This is a genomic window from Kineosporia corallincola (assembly GCF_018499875.1).
Classification (GTDB): domain Bacteria; phylum Actinomycetota; class Actinomycetes; order Actinomycetales; family Kineosporiaceae; genus Kineosporia; species Kineosporia corallincola.
The window spans coordinates 34,534-50,105 of record NZ_JAHBAY010000011.1 but is presented as its reverse complement, the minus strand read 5'-3'; the positions used below and the strand labels follow the sequence as shown (position 1 = coordinate 50,105).

The following is a 15,572-nucleotide window of genomic DNA, read 5'->3' as shown; positions in this document are numbered from 1 at the left end:
CTCCAAGTAGGCGATCCGCATGAGGAGATCCACCTCGCCGGGCCGGGCCGGTGGCGCGGCACCATGCCGCCCCGCCCGATGCGTGCCAGACTTCCCGACATGGCACAGTCTCCGACTTCGCAGAGCCCCCTCGAAGCGAGCACCGCCGCGCTCTCCCCAGCAGACATCGTCGTGACGTCCCCGGTGAAGCCGGTGGATTCCGACGTGCTCGCGAAGGTGGCCGTCGGCGCCTACTACAACCCGCACTCGGTGCTGGGCGCGCATCCGTACAACGGCCGGGTCACGGTTCGTACGCTGCGTCCGCTCGCCGCCGAGGTCGTGGTGGTCACGGAGGACGGCACCAGACACCCGCTGACCCACGAGCAGGACGGCATCTGGGCCGGCGCCCTGGAGCGCCCGACCGTCGGCGACTACCGGATCGCGGTGCGCTACGAGGGTTCTGACGAGCAGGTGCTCGACGACCCCTACCGTTTTCTGCCCAGTCTGGGCGAGATCGACCTGCACCTGATCGCCGAGGGTCGGCACGAGGAACTGTGGCGCGCGCTGGGCGCCCACCCGCGCCGCTTCCCCGGGCTGATCGGTGACGTCGCGGGCACGTCGTTCGCCGTCTGGGCGCCGAATGCCCAGGCGGTGCGCGTGGTTTCCGACGCCAACCAGTGGGACGGGCGCACCCAGTCGATGCGCAGCCTCGGCGGCTCGGGGGTGTGGGAGCTGTTCGTGCCGGGCATCGGCGCGGGCACCCGCTACAAGTACGAGATCCTCGGTCAGGACGGCCACTGGCGGCAGAAGGCCGACCCGATGGCGTACGCCACCGAGGTCCCGCCGTCCACGGCGTCGGTCGTCACCGAGTCCAGCTACGAGTGGCAAGACGCCGCCTGGGTCGCCGAGCGCGACCGGCAGCAGGCGCTCACCAGCCCGCTGAGCATCTACGAGGTGCACCTCGGCTCCTGGCGGCAGGGCCTGTCCTACCTCGAACTGGCCGACCAGCTCGTCGGTTACGTGAAAGACATGGGCTTCACCCACGTCGAGTTCCTGCCGGTGGCCGAGCATCCGTTCGGCGGCTCCTGGGGTTACCAGGTCACCGGCTACTACGCGCCCACGTCGCGGTTCGGCAGCCCGGACGAGTTCCGGCACCTGGTGGACAAGCTCCACCAGGCCGGCATCGGCGTGATCATGGACTGGGTGCCCGCGCACTTCCCGAAGGACGAGTTCGCGCTGGCCAGGTTCGACGGCGTGCCGCTGTACGAGCACGGCGACCCGCACCGCGGCGAGCACCCCGAGTGGGGCACGCTGATCTTCGACTTCGGCCGCACCGAGGTGCGCAACTTCCTGGTCGCGAACGCCCTCTACTGGCTGGAGGAGTTCCACATCGACGGCCTGCGGGTCGACGCGGTGGCCTCGATGCTCTACCTCGACTACTCCCGCAACAGCGGCGAGTGGACGCCGAACAAGTACGGTGGTCGCGAGAACCTCGAAGCCGTGGCCTTTTTGCAGGAGGTCAACGCCACCGCCTACAAGCGGCACCCGGGCGTCATGATGATCGCCGAGGAGAGCACCGCGTGGCCCGGCGTCACCCGCCCCACGCACCTGGGCGGCCTCGGCTTCGGCCACAAGTGGAACATGGGCTGGATGCACGACTCCCTGGGCTACGTGTCCAAGGACCCGATCTACCGGCAGTACCACCACCACCAGATGACGTTCTCGCTGATGTACGCGTACAGCGAGCACTTCGTGCTGCCGATCAGCCACGACGAGGTCGTGCACGGCAAGGGCTCGCTGCTCGGCAAGATGCCCGGCGACCGCTGGCAGCAGCTCGCCAACGTGCGCGCCTACCTGGCCTTCATGTGGTCGCACCCGGGCAAGCAGCTGCTGTTCATGGGCCAGGAACTGGGCATGGACCGGGAGTGGTCGGAGAACCGCAGCCTGGACTGGTGGCTGGAAGACACCCCGTGGCACGCCGGGCTCCAGCAGCTGGTGCGTGACCTGAACCGGGTCTACAAGGACCGCCCCGAGCTGTGGCAGGCCGACAGCGACCCGGCCGGGTTCCAGTGGATCGACGCGAACGACACACAGCACAACACGTTCTCGTTCATCCGCCGCGACGCCTCGGGCAACCCGCTGGTGGCCGTGGTCAACTTCTCCTCCGAGCCGCAGGAGGGCTACCACGTCGGCGTGCCCAACGAGGGCCGCTGGCTGGAGATCCTGAACACCGACGCCGAGCAGTACGGCGGTTCCGGCGTGGGCAACCTGGGCGCGGTCGACGCCGTGCCGGTGCCCTGGCACGGTCAGCCCTCGTCCATCACCCTGCGGGTCCCGCCGCTGGGCACGGTGTGGCTGGTGCCGGAGAGCACTCCGGAGAGCGGCTGGGGCTCCGGTGGCGCCGCGCACGAGGTGCACCACGAGTCCGGGCCGGGCTTCCAGCCCGAATCAGCGGAGGGCTGAACGCCTGACCTGTGCCGATCGGGGGGTGGGGCGGATACGCTCGGGCGATGAGGTCCGGTATCGAAATCGAGCAGCTCAGCCCCTCGATCAGGCCGCAGGACGACCTGTTCCGGCACGTCAACGGGAAGTGGCTGGACACAGCCGAGATCCCGCCGGACAAGTCGGTGTACGGCACCTTCCATCGTCTGCGTGACGAGGCCGAGGCACAGCTGCGGGTGATCGTCGAGAAGGCAGCGGAGACATCCGGCAACGCCGAGCCCGGCAGTGAGGCGCAGAAGGTCGGCGACCTCTACGCCAGTTTCATGGACGAGCCCGCCATCGAGCGTCTCGGCATCGCCCCGATCGCCACCGACCTGGCCCTGATCGAGGAGATCACCGACCTCGCCGGGCTGGTCAGGGCGTTCGGCGTGCTGGAACGCTCGGGCAGCGGCGCGCCCTTCGGCTACTTCGTCAACAACGACGCGATGGCCTCCGACCGCTACGTGATGTACGTGACCCAGGGCGGGCTCAGCCTGCCCGACGAGTCGTACTACCGCGAGGAGACCTTCGCCGAGATCCGCACCGAGTATCTGGCCCACGTGGCCCGGATGCTGGTGAAGGCGGGCATCACCGAACAGCCGGGCGCGGACGACGCGGCCCGGCGCATCTTCGCGCTGGAAACCCGTCTGGCGGGCTCGCACTGGGACCGGGTGACCAACCGCGACGCCACCAAGACATACAACAAGAAAGACCGGGCGGGCCTGGAAGAGCTCGTCCCCGAGTTCGACTGGACCGCCTGGATCGACGCCCTGAAGGTGCCGCAGAGCGCCTTCTCCGAGGTGGTCGTGCGGCAGCCGGGCTTCTTCACCGCGCTCGGCAAGGCCCTGGTCGAGGTGCCGCTGGCCGACTGGAAGACCTGGCTGACCTGGCGCACCCTGCACGGCTCGGCCACCCTGCTGAACGCCGAGCTGGTGGAGGAGAACTTCTCCTTCTACGGCAAGACCCTGACCGGTGCCACGCAGCTGCGCGAGCGGTGGAAGCGTGGGGTGTCGATGGTCGAGGGCTCGCTCGGCGAGGCGGTCGGCAAGCTCTACGTGGAGGAGCACTTCTCCCCCGCCGCCAAGGCCCGCATGGTGGAGCTGGTGGCCAACCTGGTGGAGGCCTACCGGCAGAGCATCACCAAGCTCGACTGGATGAGCGAGGAGACCCGGGTCCGGGCGCTGGAGAAGCTGGACTCGTTCACCCCGAAGATCGGCTACCCGGACAAGTGGCGGGACTACTCCTCGCTGGAGATCACGGCCGGCGACCTGGTGGGCAACGTGCGCCGCGCCGGTGACTACGAGATCGCCCGGGAGATCGACAAACTCGGTAAGCCGGTGGACCGCGACGAGTGGTTCATGACCCCGCAGACCGTCAACGCGTACTACAACCCGCTGATGAACGAGATCGTGTTCCCGGCCGCCATTCTCCAGCCGCCGTTCTTCGACGCGGAGGCCGACGACGCCGCCAACTACGGCGCGATCGGCGCGGTGATCGGGCACGAGATCGGGCACGGGTTCGACGACCAGGGCTCGAAGTACGACGGTTCGGGCAACCTCAACGACTGGTGGACCGACGCCGACCGCACCGAGTTCGAGAAGCGCACCAAGGCGCTGATCGCGCAGTACGACGTGCTGGAGCCCCGGCAGACCCCGGGCCACCACGTCAACGGCGCGCTCACCGTCGGCGAGAACATCGGCGACCTGGGCGGCCTTTCGATCGCGCACACCGCCTACCGCATCGCCCTGGACGGCTCCGAGCCGGCCGAGCTGGACGGCCTGACCGGCTGGCAGCGGTTCTTCATCTCCTGGGCGCAGGGCTGGCGGGGCAAGGGCCGCGACACCGAGGTGATCCGCCGGCTCGCGCTGGACCCGCACTCCCCCGAGGAGTTCCGGTGCAACGCGGTGGTGACCAACATCGACGAGTTCCACACGGCGTTCGGTCTCAAGCCCGGTGACGGGCTCTGGCTGGACGAGGACCAGCGGGTCCGGATCTGGTGATCCGGGGCTGAACCCGTCAGCGCCCCAGTTGCCGCGGGATCCAGGTGCGGCGCTGGGCGCGCCGGCGGGAGGGATGCGTGGAGGGCGGGTCGGTGCGCACCTCGCCTCCCACGCGCCCGGCCCTCTCGGTGCGGTCCGTCGGCTCGGTCTCGTGGGTGGGGGGCGGGTTCTCGTCAATGATGGACGACGAGGAGCCCGCCTCCTCCGGCGCGGCGTCGTACGGCTCCTCGTCCTCGGAATCCTCGGCCTCGTCGTCGTTCTCGGGCGCGTAGTAGTGCGGCCCGGCGGCCAGCATGCTGAGCGCCTCCATCTCCGCCTCCAGACGCTGCTCGAAGCCGGAGTTCACGCCCACCACCGCGCCGAGAAGTGGCATCGGCAGCCCGATCTCCTCGGCGAACGAGAGAAAACCCCTGGTGTCACTGGGCAACTGGTTGCCGCCGTAGGGCGCTCCGCCCCAGATGCCGTACTCCGGATTGAGCGAACCCTCGGCCGAGGTGGCCACCGCCCCGGCGACCTCGTCCGGGTCGAGGCCGAGCCGGTCGCAGACCCGCCAGAGTTCGTTCCAGAAGCTGATCTTCGTGGCGTTGAACAGGCTGTGCGCGCACTTCACCATCTCCGCCTCGGCCGGGTCGCCGAGCAGCCGCAGCTGGCCACCGGGCGGAACCAGCGCGGTCAGCAGGTCGCGCACGGCCAGGGTGATCCGCTCGTCGTCCGAGCCGATCACGGTCAGCGGCAGGCGCACCGTCTCGACGGCGTGCCGCCCGGCCCGGGCGGCGCTGCCGCGCGAGCCGCGGGAGTCGAAGTGCGGACTGGCCGCGATGCCGAACCCGTCGCCCTCGCGACGTCCCGAGTGCAGCTCGACCAGCGGGCGCACCAGGTCACGGGTGGTGCCGGGCGGCACGGTGGAACGGACCACCACGATGTGCGGGCAGTCGGCGCGGGCCAGGGCGCGTCCGATCAGCTCGGCCCCGGCGGCCACGTCGGCCAGGTGGTGCCGGCCCTCGACGAGCCGGGTCGGCGTGCAGAGAAAGATGAATGCCTCCGGCTCACCGGCCAGATCGAGCTCTCGCCGGGCGTCGAGGCCCTCGTTCACCAGCACCGCCACCCGGCGCGGGTCGATGTCGACGAAGGTGACGCGGTGACCGGCGTGCCCCAGGGCCCGGCCGGTGGCGGCGCCCACGGTTCCGGAACCCACGATGAAGATGCGCGACATAGGTTCCCCCTGGGCCCGGCACGACAACGATGACGACAACTCACTGTCATGAAATATCCACAGCGAGTTACGGCATGGTGCCATTCAACCCTGTCCGGCGGGCGTGGTCAGGTCTCCCGGCCCGACTCGGGCCAGAATCCGCAGAACGGAGGGGCGCTCGGTAGCCCTTCCCAGGGCGGGGCTCGCACGAAAAATGATGGACGACGCCGGGCTGTCGCGGCCCGGCGTCGTCCACCATTGGTTGCCTCTACGGCCTCAGAACAGCGCGTTGGCCAGAGCGATGCGGGCCTTCGGCACGCGCGGGTCCTCCTTGCCGACCACCTCGAACAGCTCGACCAGGTGGGCGCGGACCTTGTCCCGGTCGTCGCCGGCGGTGACCCGCACGGTGTCGATCAGCCGGGCGAACGCGTCTTCGATGTGACCACCGAGCACGTCCAGGTCGGCCACCACGATCTGCGCGTCCGGGTCGGCCGGGTTCTGCGCCGCGGTCTGCCGGGCCTGGTTCGGGTCGACCCCGTTGGTGCGCTTCATCAGCTGCACCTGGGCCAGGCCCACCTTGGCCAGGTCGTCGGCCGGGCTCTCCCGCAGGGCCTGCTGGTACGCCGCGATCGCGGCGTCCAGGTCGTCCCGCTCGATCGCGTCGTAGGCGGCCTGGTGCAGCGGGGGAAGCGGTTCCTCCTCCGGCTCCTCCGCCTCGCCGTCGGCCTCCGCGTCGCCACCGGACAGCTGGCCGCTGACCCCGTTGGCCTCGGCCACCCGCATCAGTTCCTCGAACACCGCCCGCACCTGCTGCTCCGGCTGCGCACCCTGGAACAGAGGGATCGGCTGGCCCTTGACCACCGCGAACACGCTCGGGATGGACTGCACCTGGAAGGCCTGCGCCAGCTGCGGATTGGCGTCGACGTCGACCTTGGCCAGCAGCAGCCGGCCCGCGTACTCCGCGGTCAGGCTCTCCAGCAGCGGCGACAGCTGCTTGCACGGCCCGCACCACTCGGCCCAGAAGTCCAGCACGACCGGAACGGTCTGCGACAGCTGGATGACCTCGGTCGAGAACGACGCGTCGGTCGTGTCGATGACGAAGGCGCCCGGGCTGGCCGGGCCACCTGACGCGCCACCGCTGTTGGCGCTGCTGGGCGCCGGCCTGGCGGCCAGCGCTCCCAGATCAACCGCACCGCGCAGGTTGAGCGAGGGGCGTCCTGCGCCTGCTCGCATACCCGGCTGGTTCGTCATCGAGGGTTCCTTTCTCCGTGCCCCGACATCTGCGTCACTACTTCACCTCGGCCTCGACGTCGCCCTTCTGGGCGGCGACGACGCGGATCCGTTCCTTCGAATCCTTGGCCGGTACGTGCAGCACCACAACCTCCACGGCGGACCTCGTGAAGGATTTGCCGAACTGCAACTCGTCCTTGCCTCCGGCGAGCGCGGCCAGGTCGGCGTCCTTGACCTTGACCTTGCCGGAGTCCGGCTTCACCTTGACGGTGTAGGTCTGGCGGAGCTGGCCGATCACCAGCGCACCGCCGTCGTCCGTCCGCATCGCGAGCGGGGTTTCGTCGACGGCGACGTGCTTGCTGCTCACCGTCGCCACCTCCTTCAGCCCCTTCTGGTCCGCCTCCAGCCGCTGGAGCAACTGGTCGCTGTACTCGCTGCGGCGGAAGTTCTCCGCGCCGTCTCCCTTGCCCTCGCCGTTCAGGTAACCAGCGAAACCGGCCAGGGCTTCCTTCGGCGACAGCAGGAGGCCGTCGGTGTCGGCGCCGAGCACCGAGGCGTCGGTGGCCGTCTCCGGAAGACTGGCGCCGGGCAGCATCATCGCCTCGGCCCACAGGCCGTAGGGGGCCCGGGCCGAGTCCGAGCGCAGCACCCGCACCAGGTAGGTGGAGGCGCTCGAGGTGCGCCCGACCGCCAGGAAGAACCGGGGCCAGCCGTGGGCGCGCGGCACCACCAGGGCCTCGCGGGTGACCTCGTCCGGGGTGTCGGTCTTCTGGTCGCGCTCCTCGGCCACCCGGGCCCGGGCGAGCAGGACGGCCAGGTACGGCCCGAGCAGCCGGGCGTCGGCGGTCTCGGTGGTGTCGTCGGCGCCCACCCCCGCGGCCACGGCCTCGTCGACCGCGTCGAGGATCGAGCGGGCCTGCCCCGCCTCCACCACCGGATGCACCTGGGTGTCGGCGGCCGGGGCGGTGACCACCAGCGTGTTCTGCCCGCAGCCGGCCACCACCAGCGGTGTCAGCAGCAGACCGAGTGCGGCGCGGCGCTTCATGCCCGCCTCGCGGTTCATGCCCGCCTCCGGTCGCGGGTGCGGGCCCGCAGCGTCATCGACGCGATCACCCCGGTCACCAGCAGCACGACGCCGGTCCCGATGTAGAGCGGTGCCGGGTTGGACGGCTCGGAGCCGCTCCAGGTCATCGTGACCTCCTGCGGTGCGGCCTGGGCACCGTCGGCGGCGATCACCAGCCGGTACTGCCCCGAGGCGGTCTCCGGCCAGGTCAGGCTCGCCGTTCCGGTGCCGAGGTCGCTGACCGTCCAGACGTCCACCGAACCCGGGTCGGGAACCGCGGCGGTGTCGGTGCCGACGGCGCGAGTGATCAGGCTGTCGTCGTCCTCGTTCACCCCGGTGATCCGCTGGGTGGCAGCATCGTCCAGGTAAGCGTCCACGTCGGAGGCCCGCCCGATCCCGATGAACACCGAGCCGCTGCCCGACGCCGTGACCTCCACCCGGGTGCCCGCGAGTGCCAGCGTGCCGACCTCGGTGGTCACGAACTTCTGCGAGGGCGTGCTCAGCCTGCCGACCACCACGTCGGACGGCGCCCACACCGTCGCCTTGAGCCCGCCGAGCGCCAGCACGACCAGCCCGGCCATGGCGATCAGCCCCGCCAGCATCCGGCCCCAGGGCAAGTGCTTGAGGGACGTCTGCGCGGTGGGCGCCGAGCCCGTTCCCGGCTCGCCGGTGGCCCGGGTGCGGGTGGTCGGGGTGCCGGTGGCCTCGTCCGTGGTCCGGGCATCCTGCGTCGCCTGCCCGATCCCTGCGGCGGGAATCCCGCCGGGCCGGGTGGCCGGACTGTCGCCGATCACAACCGAACCGGGGGACGCCGTTCCGGTCACCTTCGCGCTCGGTGCGGCCGTTCCGAGCGCAGCGGTGCCGGGTGCCGCCGCGCCGGCCGCGGACCGGCGCATCGCACCGGTCGGCATGCCGATGGCACCGGTTTCATACAGTTTTCGTTCACGCCTTGAGGCGAAGACGGGCGGAGCAGAGGCCTCGGCTGCCGGTTCACCTGCTCCGGCGGCATCCGGTGCGGGTTTTCCGCCATCGAGATCCTCCAGCACCGAACCCCGCACAGACGGGAAAGCCTCTCCCGACGACGTGGGCCAGACCGGCGCCTCCACGAATCGCCCTGGATGACCAGGTGTTTCAGCACGATCCGCCGCTGGAGCCCGATCGCCCGCCGGGGCGTCGGGCCGTGCCACCAGTTCACCAGCCGGAGCCGGACGAACCACGAGAGCGTCCGAGGAACCCCCGGCCTCCTGCCCGAGTGGGCGGAGCGGCGTCAGAGACCGAGGCTCGGTTCGATTCGGCAGGGCTTCGGCACCGCGCGCGCCCGGGCCGAAGGCATGGTCTACCCCGCGAGCGTCGTCACCCGCCGGAGCTCCGGAGCCCGAGAAACGCTGCACCGCATCCGTTTCCGCCGGCATCACCCGCCCCGACCCGATCTGGACCGAACCGGACCGGACCGGACCGGCGCCTGACTCCGAGAGGTCATGCGCCGAGCCCGCTGAGGCGACTTCGGGTGTCGAGGTCTCGACACCGGCTGCACTGATTCCCGGCTGGGCGTTCGCCACCGGGTGGGCGAGATCAACCGCGGTCGAACCACTCTCGGCCCGAGGTTCCGTATCAGTAGCCGTGCTATCGCTTTCCAGGACCGAGCCCGCACCGCCCGCCGCCCGGGTCAACGGATCGGGACTGAAGTTGCCACTCTCCGGCTGCGCACTCGCTCCGGTCTTGGCGAGGCGGTCAGAATCGGTTGCGGTGACGCTGTTTTCGGAAAATAAACTCGCGCTGCTCGCCGCCCGGGAGGAAGGGGCGACCGCGGCCGAGCCGGGCAGTCGCGCGGAGTCCCCGGACAGGCCGATGCCGCTGTCCGGGGCAGAGCCGGCTTCCGGGGCGGAAGCACCGGCACCGGACCCCTCCGCCGGGTGACGGCCGGGAACCGCTTCCGCCTCCGAGGCGGCCTGCTGGATGGAACCAGTCACCCCAGGAGCGATTTTCCTAGTGGGCGAAGGCTCTTCGGTGACGTCCTTCATCTCTGAAGCAGCAGCCACACCGGGGGCGGCGGGTCCGGACAGGGCTTCGGGAGTGTCGTCGTCGGGTCCGTGCTCGTCGGCGGCCGGCTCGGCTGCTGCGGAACCCACGGCGGCTTCGGATCGTGCGGCACCGTCGGATCGTGCGGCACCGTCGGATTGTGCGGCACCGTCGGATTGTGCGGCACCGTCGGATCGTGCGGCACCGTCGGATCGTGCGGCACCGTCAGGCGCGGTCACCTCGGACCGCGCGGCCACACCATCAGGCGCGTTCACCTCGGATCGTGCGGCCACATCGGACGCGACCGCATCGGACCGCGCGGAAACCTCAGACCGCGAGACAGCCTCGGACTGCCCGTCCACACCGGATCGCGCAGCAACACCGGACCCGACCGCATCGGACCGCGCGGAAACCTCAGACCGCGAGACAGCCTCAGACCGCCCGGCCACTTCCGATCGCCCGGCCACACCGGATCGCTCGTCCGCACCCGATCGCGCGGCCACGCTGGTGTCGGGCAGCTCGATCGGGCCGGTGGGGGCGTCAACACCCACCGGGCGACGGGCTGCGGCCGTATCGGGCAATTCGATCGAGCCGGTGGGGGCGTCAACACCCACCGGGCGACGGGCTGCGGCCGTATCGGGCAACTCGATCGAGCCGGTGGGAGCGTCAACACCCACCGGGCGACGGGCTGCGGCCGTATCGGGCAACTCGATCGAGCCGGTGGGAGCGTCAACACCCACCGGGCGACGGGCTGCGGCCGTATCGGGGAGCACGATGGGGCCGGTGGGCGGTGCCTCACCGTCACCCGTCCCGGGCCGGGTGGCCAGGGACGCGGCAGAACCACCTGCATCGGGGGACGGCGCCGGGCCGGGTGTGACGTCGTCTTCAGTTGTGCGGGTGACCGACAGCTCGCCGGTGCCGCTGGGCAGGGTCTCCGTGTCGGCACGGCCCCGCCCGGGCAGGCCGGAAGGACTGGTGTGGCTGTCTGACATAAGCGCTCCGGGTCAGTCGGTGGCCACCGGCGGAACGCCGGGGGCCGGGCCGTCCTGGCCTTGGGAGTTCAGGGCCGCCTCGAGCCGGTCGAGTTTGGCGGTCATCTCACCGGAGTAACCCGGGCGGATGTCTGCCTTGAGCACCAGCGAGACCCGGTTGCCGTGCCTGCCCACGGCTTCACAGGCACGTTTGATCACGTCCATGCATTCGTCCCACTCACCCTCGATGGTGGTGAACATGGAGTCTGTGCGGTTGGGCAGGCCTGAGGCCCGGACGATGGCGACTGCGTCTGCCACCGCCTCGGACACCGACTCGCCGGAACCACTGGGCGCGACCGAGAACGCGAACAACACGCAGTCCACCCTAGCCGCAGTTCTCCCCAAAGATTTCGCCTCCATAACGACAGAGCCCTGACCTGCACCGATACCGCGTCCTGATGAACCGGGGCGGGCCATGTGGGTGATCTGTCGCTAGGCTGTCCCTTCCGGTGGACAGGCCGTGAAGGGCCGATAGGGGCAGAGCAGACGGATGGCACTTCGCTTCAACCCCGCGCCCGGCTGGCCCGCCCCGCCCGAGGGGTGGGAGCCACCCGGCGACTGGGCACCCGACCCTTCCTGGCCGCCCGCACCCCAGGGCTGGCAGTTCTGGCGTGAAGACGACGCCCTCCCCCGGCCCACCTCCCCGCCCCAGCCGACCGCCGCACATCCGGTCGAGACGACGCCCCCGGCCGACACGGCCGCAGAGACCGACACGACCGCTGAACCAACGGGGACGACTGAACCAGCGGGGACGACGAAACAGCCGTCCGACACGGCCACGCAGCCCTCAGGGATGGTGAATCAGCCTGTGGACGAGTCGGGGAACGCTCCCGTCGTCCACTGGTCCGACCCGAACCCGCCCACCACCTGGGCCCCGCCGCCACCGAGCGCCGCCACTGACGTCTGGCAGCAACCTGCCGGTCTGTGGCCGGCACCGGGCCAGAACGCGCCCGGCCAGAACGCCGCCGGCCAGTCCGCATTCGGCCAGTCCGCATTCGGCCAGTCCGCATCCGGCCAGTCCGCATCCGGCCGGCCGACGGCGGGCCAGCACCCGCCGAACCCGGCCCCCCTCGGCTCGCCTCACCCCGGACAGCCGCACCCGGGCGCCCATCATCCCGGCCAGAGCTACCCCGGCCAGAGCTACCCCGGCCAGAACACCGGCCAACCGCTCCAGTACCCGCCGCCGGCCAACCCCTGGCAGGCCCCGGGCAACTCCCTCGCGGGGCTGTTCCGCCGGGTGCAGTGGGTGGCCCTGGCCGCGACCCTGGCTGTCGTCCTCGGTTCGGTGATCCCGTTCATCACCTACGAGGAGCCGGAACTACTGCGTTCCTGGCAGGTCCGGCCGGAGGCGCTGGCGGCGTCGTTCCTGTTCGGGGTGGTCCTCACCGGGCTGGTCGCGCTGACCCGCACGCCGAAACTCCGCACGGTGGCGTCGATCGCCCTGCTGGTGCTGGCCCTGACCGGCTTCTGCGGCTATTTGCTGTTCACCGTCGTCGGGCTGACCAGCGGCATCGAGACGCAGACCTGGTTCGCCACGCAGACGGTGCACTGGTCGCCCGGCCCGGGCATCGTGCTGTGCATCGTGGGCACCGCGGTCGCGGCGTTCCAGTCCGTCCTGATCCTCCGCGACCCACAGCCGCCCACCAACGAGAACTAGGGGCGGGGCACCCGCAGGATCAGCGCGTCGCCCTGCCCGCCGCCTCCACAGAGCGCGGCCACACCGGTCCCCCCGCCCCGGCGGCCGAGTTCGAGCGCCAGGTGCAGCACCAGCCGGGCCCCGGACATCCCGACCGGGTGCCCGGTGGCGATCGCCCCGCCGTTCACGTTGACACGGGCCGGGTCGAGGCCGAGCTCGCGGGTGGAGGCCAGGCCGACGGCCGCGAACGCCTCGTTGATCTCGACCAGGTCGAGGTCGGACACCTCCAGCCCGGCCCTGCCGAGCGCGGCCCGGATGGCGTTGGCCGGCTGCGACTGGAGCGAGGAGTCCGGCCCGGCCACCTGCCCGTGCGCCCCGATCTCGGCGATCCAGCCCAGACCCAGTTCCTGGGCCTTGCGCTTCGACATCACGACCACCGCCGCCGCGCCGTCGGAGATCGGTGAGGCCGATCCGGCGGTGATCGTGCCGTCCTCCCGGAACGCCGGGCGCAGTCTGGCCAGCTGCTCCATCGAGGTGTCGGGCCGCACCCCCTCGTCGGTGGCGAACACCAGCGGATCGCCCTTCCGCTGCGGGATCCGGACCGGCACGATCTCCTCGTCGAACACGCCGTTCTTCTGCGCCAGCGCGGCCTTGGCGTGCGAGGCCACCGCGAACTCGTCCATCTCCTGCCGGCTGAACGCCCGGTCGTCCACGTTCGCGGCCTCGGTCAGGGCGCCCATCGCCTGGTTCGTGTACGCGTCGTACAGCCCGTCGTAGTCCATGTGGTCGCGCATCGCCACGTCGCCGTACTTGAAACCCTCACGGCTGCCGAGCAGCAGGTGCGGGGCGCGGGTCATGGATTCCATGCCACCCGCCACCACGATCTCGAACTCGCCCGCGCGGATCAGCGCGTCGGCGGTGGCGATGGCGTTCAGGCCGGACAGGCACAGCTTGTTGACCGTGATCGCCGGGACGGTCATCGGGATCCCGGCCCCGGCCGCGGCGATCCGGGCCGGCCCCTGGCCGACCCCGGCCTGGAGCACCTGCCCCATGATCACGTACTCCACCGCGCCCGGATCGACGTGCGCCTTCTCCAGCGCTCCCCGGATCGCGACGGATCCCAGCTCGGGGGCGGAGAACCCCTTCAGCGAGCCGAGCAGTCTGCCCATCGGCGTGCGGGCCCCGGCGACGATGACGGACGACGTGCGCCCGCCCGGTTCTGGCACCTGTTCTGTCACGGCATCCTCGCTCAGGTCAGTCAGGTCAGGCAGGTTGGGCTCGGAGAGCGATCCCAACGTAACCCCGCCCCGTCCCGCACTCCATCGCTTCCGGGTGGTGGGCCTCACATCAGCGATCGCCGGACGGGAAGGAATCTGCTGTACTCGCCGACGAGTTGAAAAACCTGCAACAGCTTCCATTTACTGCACCCGCAGTGCACCTGAGCACCGGAGACCACACTGCCTGAGGGCCACACCATCCACCGGCTCGCCAGCGACCTGGGCGAGCTGTTCACCGGCACCGTGGTCCGCGCGAGCGCGGTGCAGGACAAGTTCGCGGCCGGGGTCGCGATGCTCGACGGCGGCACGGTCACCGGCACCGACGCCTGGGGCAAACACCTGTTCGTGCACGCCGCCCCGGCCGGGGCCCGGCCACCGGTCTGGCTGCACGTGCACCTCGGCCTGTACGGCAAGTTCCTGCACGGGACGGGGACTCCGGCCGCACCGTGGGGACAGCTGCGCCTGCGGTTGGAGAGCGAGCGGGGCTGGGCCGACCTGCGCGGCGCCACCGCCAGCGAACTGCTCGACGAGGAGGGCCGGCTGCGGGTGATCAGCCGGCTCGGCGCCGACCCGTTGCGCAGGGGCACGGACGGCGAGGAGCCCTGGACCCGGATCAGCCGTTCCCGCACGAGCGTCGGTGCGCTGCTGATGGACCAGTCGGTGGTGGCCGGCGTCGGTAACGTGTACCGCGCCGAGATCCTGTTCCGGCACGGCGTCGACCCGTTCCGGCCCGGCCGCGACCTGACCGCGCGGGAGTGGACGGCGATGTGGTCCGACCTGCGGGTGCTCATGCGGGCCGGGGTGCGCAGCGGGAAGATCGTCACCACCCGGCCGGAGGACCGGCCGCGGGGCCGGCGCACGGCCTCCACGGTGCGGCGGGAGGACTCGCACTACGTCTACCGGCGCACCGGTGAGCCCTGCCGGGTCTGCGGAACACCGGTGCGCACGGCGGAGATGGTGGCGCGCAATCTCTACTGGTGCCCGCGGTGCCAGGCGTCATAGCGGCGACCCGTGCCTAGGCTGGGGACATGTCCGAGGTGACCGGCGTCCCCCCGCAGTTGTTCACGGCGATCGACCACGTGGGTGTGGCGGTGCCCGACCTGGAGGCGGCGATCGCCTACTACCGCGACGTTCTCGGGATGCGCGAGGCGCACCGCGAGATCAACGAGGAGCAGGGAGTGGCCGAGGTGATGATGGCCGTCGGCGACGGCGACACCCGCGTTCAGCTGCTCGCCCCGCTGCACGACACGTCGCCGATCGCGAAGTTCCTCGACCGCTCCGGACCCGGCCTCCAGCAGGTGGCCTACCGCGTGGACGACATCGACGCGGCCTGCGCGACACTGCGCGGCCGGGGTGCCCGGTTGCTGTACGACGAACCGAGACGGGGGACGGCGAACAGCCGGGTCAACTTCATCCATCCGAAGAGCGCCGGTGGTGTTCTGGTGGAACTCGTGGAACCGGCAAGGTCCGGCCACTGATCAGGCGTTGATATCGCGCTGAACCGGCACTGAACCAGAACTGTCCTGCCGGTGAAGCCGGTGACGACAACCCGGAACAGCGGATCTGGGGCCGCCCCGGGAATTCGGTCCGCCCGGGAAATCAAAGACGAACGGCCGGCACCCGCGCGTCAAGATCTGGTTACAGGAACCTTCCTGACAATCGCT

General features: G+C 70.7%; 11 protein-coding genes. 5 read left to right on the top strand and 6 right to left on the bottom strand.

Annotated elements, in window-relative coordinates:
• Window positions 1-99: 99 nt before the first annotated feature.
• Together glgB and KIH74_RS24405 are read left to right on the top strand one after the other, a co-directional pair.
• Window positions 100-2,442: a 1,4-alpha-glucan branching protein GlgB gene (gene glgB, locus KIH74_RS24410; RefSeq protein ID WP_214158473.1), complete on the top strand. Its 2,343-nt coding sequence runs from the start codon at window positions 100-102 to the stop codon at window positions 2,440-2,442.
• A 47-nt stretch (window positions 2,443-2,489) separates the two neighbouring features.
• On the top strand, window positions 2,490-4,460 hold the full coding sequence (locus KIH74_RS24405; RefSeq protein WP_214158472.1) for a M13 family metallopeptidase: 1,971 nt from the start codon (window positions 2,490-2,492) through the stop codon (window positions 4,458-4,460).
• A gap of 16 nt (window positions 4,461-4,476) precedes the next feature.
• On the opposite strand, the gene KIH74_RS24400 is transcribed toward KIH74_RS24405, so the two are convergent.
• The 5 genes from KIH74_RS24400 to KIH74_RS24380 all read right to left on the bottom strand — a co-directional run bounded on the left by KIH74_RS24400 (window position 4,477) and on the right by KIH74_RS24380 (window position 11,310).
• Window positions 4,477-5,673: a 2-dehydropantoate 2-reductase N-terminal domain-containing protein gene (locus KIH74_RS24400; protein ID WP_214158471.1), complete on the bottom strand. Its 1,197-nt coding sequence runs from the start codon at window positions 5,671-5,673 to the stop codon at window positions 4,477-4,479.
• Between the two features lie 255 nt (window positions 5,674-5,928).
• Window positions 5,929-6,903 (bottom strand): tetratricopeptide repeat protein, encoded by a 975-nt coding sequence (locus KIH74_RS24395; protein WP_214158470.1) that lies wholly within the window; start codon window positions 6,901-6,903, stop codon window positions 5,929-5,931.
• 37 nt (window positions 6,904-6,940) lie between these two features.
• On the bottom strand, window positions 6,941-7,945 hold the full coding sequence (locus KIH74_RS24390; protein ID WP_214158469.1) for a DUF8094 domain-containing protein: 1,005 nt from the start codon (window positions 7,943-7,945) through the stop codon (window positions 6,941-6,943).
• A complete protein-coding gene (locus tag KIH74_RS24385; protein ID WP_214158468.1) occupies window positions 7,942-8,856 on the bottom strand; it encodes a hypothetical protein in 915 nt (304 codons plus the stop codon). Before KIH74_RS24385 ends, KIH74_RS24390 begins: the two co-directional genes overlap by 4 nt.
• 2,112 nt (window positions 8,857-10,968) lie before the next feature.
• Window positions 10,969-11,310 (bottom strand): thiamine-binding protein, encoded by a 342-nt coding sequence (locus KIH74_RS24380; protein ID WP_214158467.1) that lies wholly within the window; start codon window positions 11,308-11,310, stop codon window positions 10,969-10,971.
• A gap of 478 nt (window positions 11,311-11,788) precedes the next feature.
• Between KIH74_RS24380 and KIH74_RS24375 the strand changes: the two genes are divergently transcribed.
• Entirely contained in the window at window positions 11,789-12,652 is an 864-nt protein-coding gene (locus KIH74_RS24375) for a hypothetical protein (protein ID WP_214158466.1), read from the top strand.
• On the opposite strand, the gene KIH74_RS24370 is transcribed toward KIH74_RS24375, so the two are convergent.
• A complete protein-coding gene (locus tag KIH74_RS24370; protein ID WP_214158465.1) occupies window positions 12,649-13,869 on the bottom strand; it encodes an acetyl-CoA C-acetyltransferase in 1,221 nt (406 codons plus the stop codon). The genes KIH74_RS24375 and KIH74_RS24370 overlap by 4 nt on opposite strands.
• A gap of 219 nt (window positions 13,870-14,088) precedes the next feature.
• Here KIH74_RS24370 and KIH74_RS24365 point away from each other — a divergent pair, with 219 nt between their 5' ends.
• Window positions 14,089-14,910: an Fpg/Nei family DNA glycosylase gene (locus KIH74_RS24365; protein ID WP_214158748.1), complete on the top strand. Its 822-nt coding sequence runs from the start codon at window positions 14,089-14,091 to the stop codon at window positions 14,908-14,910.
• A 26-nt stretch (window positions 14,911-14,936) separates the two neighbouring features.
• Window positions 14,937-15,386, top strand: a complete 450-nt coding sequence (gene mce / locus KIH74_RS24360; protein ID WP_214158464.1) for a methylmalonyl-CoA epimerase — start codon at window positions 14,937-14,939, stop codon at window positions 15,384-15,386.
• The last annotated feature ends 186 nt before the right edge of the window (window positions 15,387-15,572 follow it).

Coding starts and splice junctions, on each gene's coding strand:
- KIH74_RS24375 (WP_214158466.1), top strand. CDS start 11,789: ATGGTGAATCAGCCTGTGGACGAGTCGGGGAACGCTCCCGTCGTCCAC.
- KIH74_RS24400 (WP_214158471.1), bottom strand. CDS start 5,673: ATGTCGCGCATCTTCATCGTGGGTTCCGGAACCGTGGGCGCCGCCACC.
- KIH74_RS24390 (WP_214158469.1), bottom strand. CDS start 7,945: ATGAACCGCGAGGCGGGCATGAAGCGCCGCGCCGCACTCGGTCTGCTG.
- KIH74_RS24385 (WP_214158468.1), bottom strand. CDS start 8,856: ATGCCGACCGGTGCGATGCGCCGGTCCGCGGCCGGCGCGGCGGCACCC.
- KIH74_RS24405 (WP_214158472.1), top strand. CDS start 2,490: ATGAGGTCCGGTATCGAAATCGAGCAGCTCAGCCCCTCGATCAGGCCG.
- glgB (WP_214158473.1), top strand. CDS start 100: ATGGCACAGTCTCCGACTTCGCAGAGCCCCCTCGAAGCGAGCACCGCC.
- mce (WP_214158464.1), top strand. CDS start 14,937: ATGTCCGAGGTGACCGGCGTCCCCCCGCAGTTGTTCACGGCGATCGAC.
- KIH74_RS24395 (WP_214158470.1), bottom strand. CDS start 6,903: ATGACGAACCAGCCGGGTATGCGAGCAGGCGCAGGACGCCCCTCGCTC.